The organism is Roseibium aggregatum, assembly GCF_014692675.1.
Taxonomy (GTDB): Bacteria; Pseudomonadota; Alphaproteobacteria; order Rhizobiales; family Stappiaceae; genus Roseibium; species Roseibium aggregatum_C.
The window spans coordinates 1-6,770 of sequence record NZ_JABFCZ010000057.1 but is presented as its reverse complement, the minus strand read 5'-3'; the positions used below and the strand labels follow the sequence as shown (position 1 = coordinate 6,770).

General features: G+C 61.7%; 8 protein-coding genes. 4 read left to right on the top strand and 4 right to left on the bottom strand.

Annotated elements, in window-relative coordinates; all coding sequences use genetic code 11:
- From HK439_RS26020 to HK439_RS26005, 4 genes are all read left to right on the top strand, one after another.
- Positions 1-179 (top strand): transposase domain-containing protein (locus HK439_RS26020; RefSeq protein WP_190294408.1); only part of this gene is annotated, 179 nt, incomplete at its 5' end.
- On the top strand, positions 140-820 hold the full coding sequence (locus HK439_RS26015; protein WP_209012084.1) for a plasmid pRiA4b ORF-3 family protein: 681 nt from the start codon (positions 140-142) through the stop codon (positions 818-820). The genes HK439_RS26020 and HK439_RS26015, both read left to right, overlap by 40 nt.
- Before the next feature lie 227 nt (positions 821-1,047).
- Positions 1,048-2,238: a UvrD-helicase domain-containing protein gene (locus HK439_RS26010; protein WP_190294410.1), complete on the top strand. Its 1,191-nt coding sequence runs from the start codon at positions 1,048-1,050 to the stop codon at positions 2,236-2,238.
- Between the two features lie 459 nt (positions 2,239-2,697).
- Positions 2,698-3,825: a cobalamin-independent methionine synthase II family protein gene (locus tag HK439_RS26005; RefSeq protein ID WP_190294407.1), complete on the top strand. Its 1,128-nt coding sequence runs from the start codon at positions 2,698-2,700 to the stop codon at positions 3,823-3,825.
- A 14-nt stretch (positions 3,826-3,839) separates the two neighbouring features.
- On the opposite strand, the gene HK439_RS26000 is transcribed toward HK439_RS26005, so the two are convergent.
- Genes HK439_RS26000 through ubiT form a run of 4 tightly spaced genes read right to left on the bottom strand, consistent with a single transcriptional unit; the run spans position 3,840 to position 6,690 of the window.
- The gene (locus HK439_RS26000) at positions 3,840-4,214 is read right to left on the bottom strand and encodes a hypothetical protein (protein WP_190294406.1); all 375 of its coding nucleotides are present in this window, start codon (positions 4,212-4,214) and stop codon (positions 3,840-3,842) included.
- Entirely contained in the window at positions 4,211-5,119 is a 909-nt protein-coding gene (gene ubiV / locus HK439_RS25995) for a ubiquinone anaerobic biosynthesis protein UbiV (protein WP_190294405.1), read from the bottom strand. The genes HK439_RS26000 and ubiV overlap by 4 nt, the downstream gene beginning before the upstream one ends.
- Before the next feature lie 6 nt (positions 5,120-5,125).
- Positions 5,126-6,130, bottom strand: a complete 1,005-nt coding sequence (gene ubiU, locus HK439_RS25990) for a ubiquinone anaerobic biosynthesis protein UbiU (protein ID WP_190294404.1) — start codon at positions 6,128-6,130, stop codon at positions 5,126-5,128.
- A complete protein-coding gene (gene ubiT, locus HK439_RS25985) occupies positions 6,130-6,690 on the bottom strand; it encodes a ubiquinone anaerobic biosynthesis accessory factor UbiT (protein ID WP_190294403.1) in 561 nt (186 codons plus the stop codon). Before ubiT ends, ubiU begins: the two co-directional genes overlap by 1 nt.
- Positions 6,691-6,770 lie beyond the last annotated feature (80 nt).

Below are 6,770 nucleotides of genomic sequence, written 5' to 3'. Positions count from 1 at the left end.
GCGGTGCCGACCGCGCCGCCTTTATGGTGACACTGCTCAACACGGCGAAGCTCAATGACGTCGACCCGCAAGCCTGGCTTGCCGATGTCCTGGCACGCATCGCCGAAACGCCCGTATCCCAGGTCGAGGGACTGCTGCCTTGGAACTGGAAGGCGAAATCTGCGAGATCGGCGGCATGAGCAAATCGCCGAAAACCGCAGCATCCGACAGCATAAACGAGATCGCAACGGTCCGCATCGAATTGCAGGACACCGATCCCCTGATCTGGCGCGTGGTCGAAGTGCCGACCTCGATCACCCTGAAAGTGCTGCACGACGTCATCCAGGCCGTGATGGGCTGGTTCGACCACCATCTCTGGGAGTTCACCGTCGACAAGCAAAGATACGGCCTGCCGACGGACGAAGATTGGGGGACGGAGCCACGCAAGGAGGCGGCCAAGGTGCGTCTGCGCGACATCCTGAAGCCTCGCAAGACGATGATCGATTACCTCTACGACTTCGGTGACAGCTGGGAGCATCGGCTCACGGTGACCGACGTCAGGATCGGCAACGCGGAGGCCTCCTATCCCCGCTATGTCGGCGGCAACAGAAACGCGCCGCCGGAGGATTGCGGCGGAATTCCTGGCTTCTACGACATGCTCAACGCGCTAGCCGATCGGAGCCATCCCAATCACGCCGACGCAACTGAATGGGCCGACGAATACGACCCGGACACTATCGACGAACTTCCGATCAAATATGCGCTTTTGCGCATCGCAAACCGCCGCAATGCCGCAAAAGTGCGATTGACCAAAAATACCCGCTCGAAATCCGACAACTGATCAAACCGCAATCGCCGCGGTGCTCACCGGACGCTTACGGAAAGACTCATCTCATTGCGTCTGCGCTCCAACGACATGACGATCCGAAACCAATTCTGATCCTAACGCATACCAATGCTGGTGTAGCCGCCTTACGCGCCCGTCTGACGCAAATGGGTGTTTCCGAGCGCGCGTTTCGGATTACAACAATTGATGGCTGGGCTATGCGGCTGATCGGAACTTTCCCGATGCGTAGCGGTCATGCAGAAGCCACACTCGATCTCAGCGATCCGAGAAATGACTATCCTGCGATCCGGCAAGGAACCATCAATATCCTCGCAGGCAACCATCTCAACGACGTGTTGCAATCGACGTATGCACGTTTGTTTGTAGACGAATATCAGGACTGCATTGTCGAACAACACGCGATGATTTCAAAGATCGCAGAAGTTCTGCCAACCTGTGTTCTGGGTGACCCGATGCAGGCGATATTTGGATGGGGGACTAATATTTTGGTCGATTGGCATGCCGATGTTCAGTCGAGATTTCCTCCTGCAGGCGAACTCGATACGCCGTGGCGGTGGCGAAACGTTGGGGCAGAGGCGTTAGGTAGATGGCTGTTGAGCGTAAGGGCTGCGCTGCAGAGTGGTCAACCTATCGACCTGCGCCAAGCTCCGGCAGAGGTGGAATTGATTGAAATCGCTGGCGAAGACGACGTACCAAGGCAGACCCAGGCCGCCAACACTCGATCTCCGGTTGAAGGAGGAAGTGTCCTTATCGTCTGCGATGCCAGAAGGCCTCCGCGCCATCGCGAAATTGCCGCCAGGGCGCGAGGTGCCGTTGTGGTTGAAAATGCTGATTTGACCGATTTTATTCGGTTTGCAGCGTCATTCGATATGCTTGCGCCTACAGCTGCGGACGATCTGATTGATTTTGCTGGCAGTACGATGACCGGTGTCGGCGCTGCGCAAATGAAGCAGCGGCTGCGCGTGCTCCTGTCAGGCCGCGAACGATCGCCACCAAACGACGCCGAAATAGCTGCACTTGCTTTTGCAAGAACACCAAGCCCAACTACAGCTGTTACTCTGTTGGTCGAAATAAACCGTCAGGCAGGCGTATTTCCGTTGCGCCCCGCCTTAGTGCGTTCTGCGATCCAAGCATTCAATGGGTGCATAGACGCGAATGATTTTCATGAAATGGCAGTGCGTACCCGCGAGCAATCGAGGGTCAAGGGTCGTGCCTTACCACGCCGAGCTGTCGGAAGCACGTTGCTTCTCAAAGGATTGGAAGCGGACGTGGCGGTAGTTATCGATACCGATCAGCTGGGTGCCCGGGATCTCTACGTTGCTATGACTCGAGGTTCCCGCAAGCTAGTTATTTGTACGAGCGATCCGATCCTCGTGCGACCGGCCTCTCAACCGCCAATTTATTCCGTTTGAGATCATGCCCCCAAAGTCGGGTCGGCATATTTAGGCTGCTTATCGCGCCGTTCGTTCTAAGGTCCGCCGGTCTGCGACCTGCCCCTGAACCGACTTTTCAGCAATCCGTCGCGATCAGCCTCACCTAAACCAACTTCTCCCTCTCACTACTGGCAGCAGCAGCGCTTCTGCACTGCCTCCCGATCGATCGGAACGTCGAAACAAATTTCCCTCATCCGTGCATTAATGAGACCTTGACCAAATGTGTCCCTTTGCAGAGAAAGAGCCTCGTGTTGATCCGGCGGAGGCTTACTCTGAACGCGAAAATGCATACATGTCGGTTGCAATTCGCCCTCAGATCGCCGACCTTCGGGCCGAATTCCGCGCGGTTTCGGATTGGTAGTGATCATCGCTATGTATCCGAACGGCATGGATTCCTGACGACCTGACCAAGAATGAACACCTAAGGAAGACCACCAAATGGCAATCGAGACGACCCATGTTGGCAGCCTGCCGCGCGGCGATAAACTGTCGGCCCTGCTACTGGCGAAGGACAAGGGAGAGGACTTCGACGAGGCGGAATTCGAGGCGGCGGTTCAGGCGGCGATCAACGAGGCCGTCCGGCAGCAGCGCGAGGCCGGGGTAAGCATCGTCTCCGACGGCGAACTGGGCAAGGTCGGCTATTCGACCTACATGCAGGAGCGCCTGAGCGGCTTCGGCGGACATATCGACCGCAAGCCCGCGAAGGACCTCGCCGCCCATCCGGACCTCGCCAGGAAACTCAGCGCCATCATGGGCAAGCAGGAATTCACCCGCGCGTCCTGCATCGGCGAGGTCAAGCTCGTCGACCTGCAGCCGGCGCTAGAGGATATCCGCCGTTTCAAGACAGCCCTTGAGGAAAAAGGCGAGGGCACCCGGGCCTTCATGAACGCGGCGTCCCCGGGGCTGATCACGGCGTTCCAGGTCAACCGCTATTACCCGAGCCACGAGGCCTATCTCGAAGCCCTTGTCGCGGCGATGCGGCCGGAATACGAGGCCATTCTCGATGCCGGGTTCGATATCCAATTCGACTGTCCGGATCTCGCCATGTCCGCGCACACCGGCTACCAGGACGCTTCCGAGGAAGAGTTCGTGAAGATCGCCGCCGCCAATGTGGAAGCCCTGAACGCGGCGACGGAAGGCCTGCCGAAGGAGCGGATGCGCATGCATCTGTGCTGGGGCAACTACGAGGGCCCGCACGATCACGATATTGCGCTGGAAAAGGTGATCGATGTCGTCCTGAGCGCGCGCCCGAGCACCATCCTGTTCGAAAGCGCCAATCCCTGCCACGAGCACGAATGGACGGTCTGGCGCGACGCGGACATTCCGGACGACAAGATCCTGGCGCCGGGCGTCATCGACACCTGTTCCAACTACGTGGAACACCCGGAGCTGATCGCCCAGCGTCTGCAGCGCTTCGTGGATATCGTCGGGACCGACCGGGTGATCGCCAGCACCGACTGCGGCTTCGGCACCTTCGCCGGCTATGGCAAGATCGATCCGGACGTCACCTGGAAAAAGCTCCGCAACCTGCGCAAGGGCGCCGATCTGGCAGCTAGCCGGAATTAGGCGCAGAGCAGGGCTTAAGGGCAGGAGCCTTTGCCGTCGACCCGTGCCAGCGCATCGAGATGCCTGGCGCAGCGGTCGGCCGTGTCGGCGAGGAATTTCAGGCTTTCCGCGTGGTCTTTCAGAACCTCCGCCGGGACCGGCTGCCGGCCGAGCTGCTGCAGCTCGCCCAGGTAGGTGAGTCCCGTCTTCAGGCGGGAGAAGTCCGCTAGGATATCCGAGATCAGACGATGGCGGACCTTCTTCGTTTCCCATTCCTCCAGGGCCAGGATGGTGCGGTCGACCTTGTCCTGACACGCGCAGGGCAGGTCCAGGGCGGACAGGGCGCGCTGGACCCGGTTGAGCCACTCGTCGGGACGCTCGCCCGTACAGTTGGCCGTCAAAGACCTCAAAGGCTCAGTATCTCTTTCTTCCACCCTGCGTCTCCGTTCAGATAGGCATTGCAGATGGGCCCCGGCAAGCCGGTTTCCTCCAGCCGGGCCTCCAGTTCGTCCGGGGCGATCTCCCGGTCCAGGCACTGGCGAAAAAGGCTGGCGACCCGCACCATGTCGGTCGAATGGGGCGACAGGCGCAGGCGCGATATGCCGAGGATTTCCAGGTGATCCGGGGCAAGAGCGGCCACCTGGCAGCTGTCGGACAGGGTCTGGATCCCGTTGGCCGCCAGGAAGCGCTGCCCGTCCACCGTGGTGACCGCCATTCCGTCCGGATCCCTGTCGCAGACGAATTGGCAGGAATCCTTGGTCAGGCCGTGGGAGCGGGCGTGGTAACACCTGGAGGAGAGCGCCAGCGGCAGCCGGCCGAAGGCGAAGAGTTCGATCCCGACTTCGGGAACAAGTGCTGCGATCTTGCGGATCGAGGACAGCGGCAGTTCCACCGGCGGGCACCAGTCGGTCGCGCCGCGCGCCGCGAGAAACGTGAGACAGGCCTCATTGTAACAGTTGAGGAGCGGACCGGCGGTAAATGATCTTCCCGAGCGCGCGGGAAGCATGGACATGTCATTGATTTCAATCGGCAGGTCGTAGGCCGCCTGCAGGGTCAGCGCGTTGCGCTCCCGCCTGCTGGAAGGCTGGGCGAGAGCCGAATAGACCACCGTCTTGCCCGCATCTCTCAGCCGTTCGATCGCGTCCGGCCAGATAGGGTCGGTAAAGGGCATGCGCTTGCCGCAGACGACTTCGCCGACATAGACCCGTTCGACCGGGGCCTCGTCCGCGATCCTTGCATAGAAATCGGCCATGCGCTCCGCCGGCCAGTTGAAGAGACAGGGCCCGAGGGCGAGTTCGATGGGAGAGGCGCTCATGCCGGTCTATCTCCAGGTTTTCCGGTAGGAGCCCGTCGTCTGGCGCCCGCCTTCCGACAGGTTTTTAAGGGCGGCCATGTCGGGAAGGGTACCGGTGCCGGAGGCAAGCGCGTCCACGGCGGAGCGGAAGGCCCGCACCACCTGGCCGATATAGGCCTTTCCCCGCTGGCGTCCCTCGATCTTCAGGGCGGTGACGCCGGCTCGCGCCAGATCGGGCAGCAGGTCGGCGGCGTTCAGGCTGACCGGGTCCTCAAAGAGGTGGCTGGTCTTGCCGCGAGCCGTGAACTGGCCCTTGCACAGCGTCGGGTATCCGGCCGCTTCGCCCTGTGCGAAGCTGTCGATGGTGAAGCCGCCGAGCCGCGTCAGCAGTTTGCCGGACGGGTCTTCCGAATAGGACACGTGGTCGGGCGGCGAACACACGCCGGTCAGGTTGGGGGACTTGCCGGTGGCATAGGAGGACAGCGCGCAGCGGCCTTCCGTCATCACGCAGAGCCCGCCGAAGACGAAGACCTCCGTCTCGACGGAGATCTCCGCGTTGAGCGCGGCGATTTCAGGCACCGAGAGGACGCGCGGCAGGACGACGCGTTTGACGCCGAAGGTCTCCGCATAGAATTCGATCGCCTCCGGCGTGTTGGCGGCGGCCTGCACGGAGAGATGCAGGCGCTGCTCCGGGTGCCGTGTCGCGCAATGGTCGAGAACGGCGATATCCGCCGCGATGATCGCGTCCGCGCCGCTTGCGACCGCCCGGTCGACAGCGGTCCGCCAGGTGTCGGTTGCACCGGCCGTGGCGAAGGTGTTGATGGCGACCAGAACCTTCGCGCCCGCCTTGTGCGCATAGGCGATGCCGTGGTGCAGTTCGTCGGGTGAGAAGTTGAGCCCCGGAAAATTGCGGGCGTTCGTCTCGTCGTTGAAGCCGCAATAGACCGCATGGGCGCCGGCATCGACCGCGGTGCGCAGCGAGGATGGGGTGCCGGCCGGGCAGACCAGCTCAAGGCAAGGAGCGTCGGTCATCAGCGCGCGCTTCCCGGATCCTGCGGATCCAGTTCGCGAGCGCCGGCCATATAGCGCGCCATGTCGAGCGCCCGGCCGGCGAACCGGTTGGCAAGATCGGCCGCCGTACCGGTGAGGCCAGCGAATTCGGCCGGTGTCAAGTCGGCCTCCTCCAGCGTGTTGCGCAAGGCCAGCACGTGATCCATCCGCCCTTCGATCCGCAGGCTGCGGCTGAAAAAGACCGCGTCACCGTCGAACGTGCCGTCCAGAAGCCCCAGCAGCACGAGAAAAGGCGCCCTGATGATCGCCGAGGCATCCCTGGCCTGCTCCTTGTCCACGATGCGGACCCTGGGATTGTAGCGGTCGAGGGAGAGGCGGAAGGCGTGGGGCAGGTCGTCGGGGACAACGGCGATCGGAACCTCCGCCGTATCCCCGAGGCGGGCCATCAGGTCTGGCCGCCTGGCAATCAGGCTTCGGATCAGGCGGGAGAGAATTTCTTCCATGGGGGCCCTGGGAAGCGGGGAGATCAGGGATGAGATGAAGCCCGGCAGGAGGCCGGGAGGGGATTGGCTGTCGGACATGGGTCACTCGCTATGATGCGATGACGCTACCGCTCCGGCGACCGGGTGCTACTTGATCTAAGTCAAGGATGTTTGGAAAT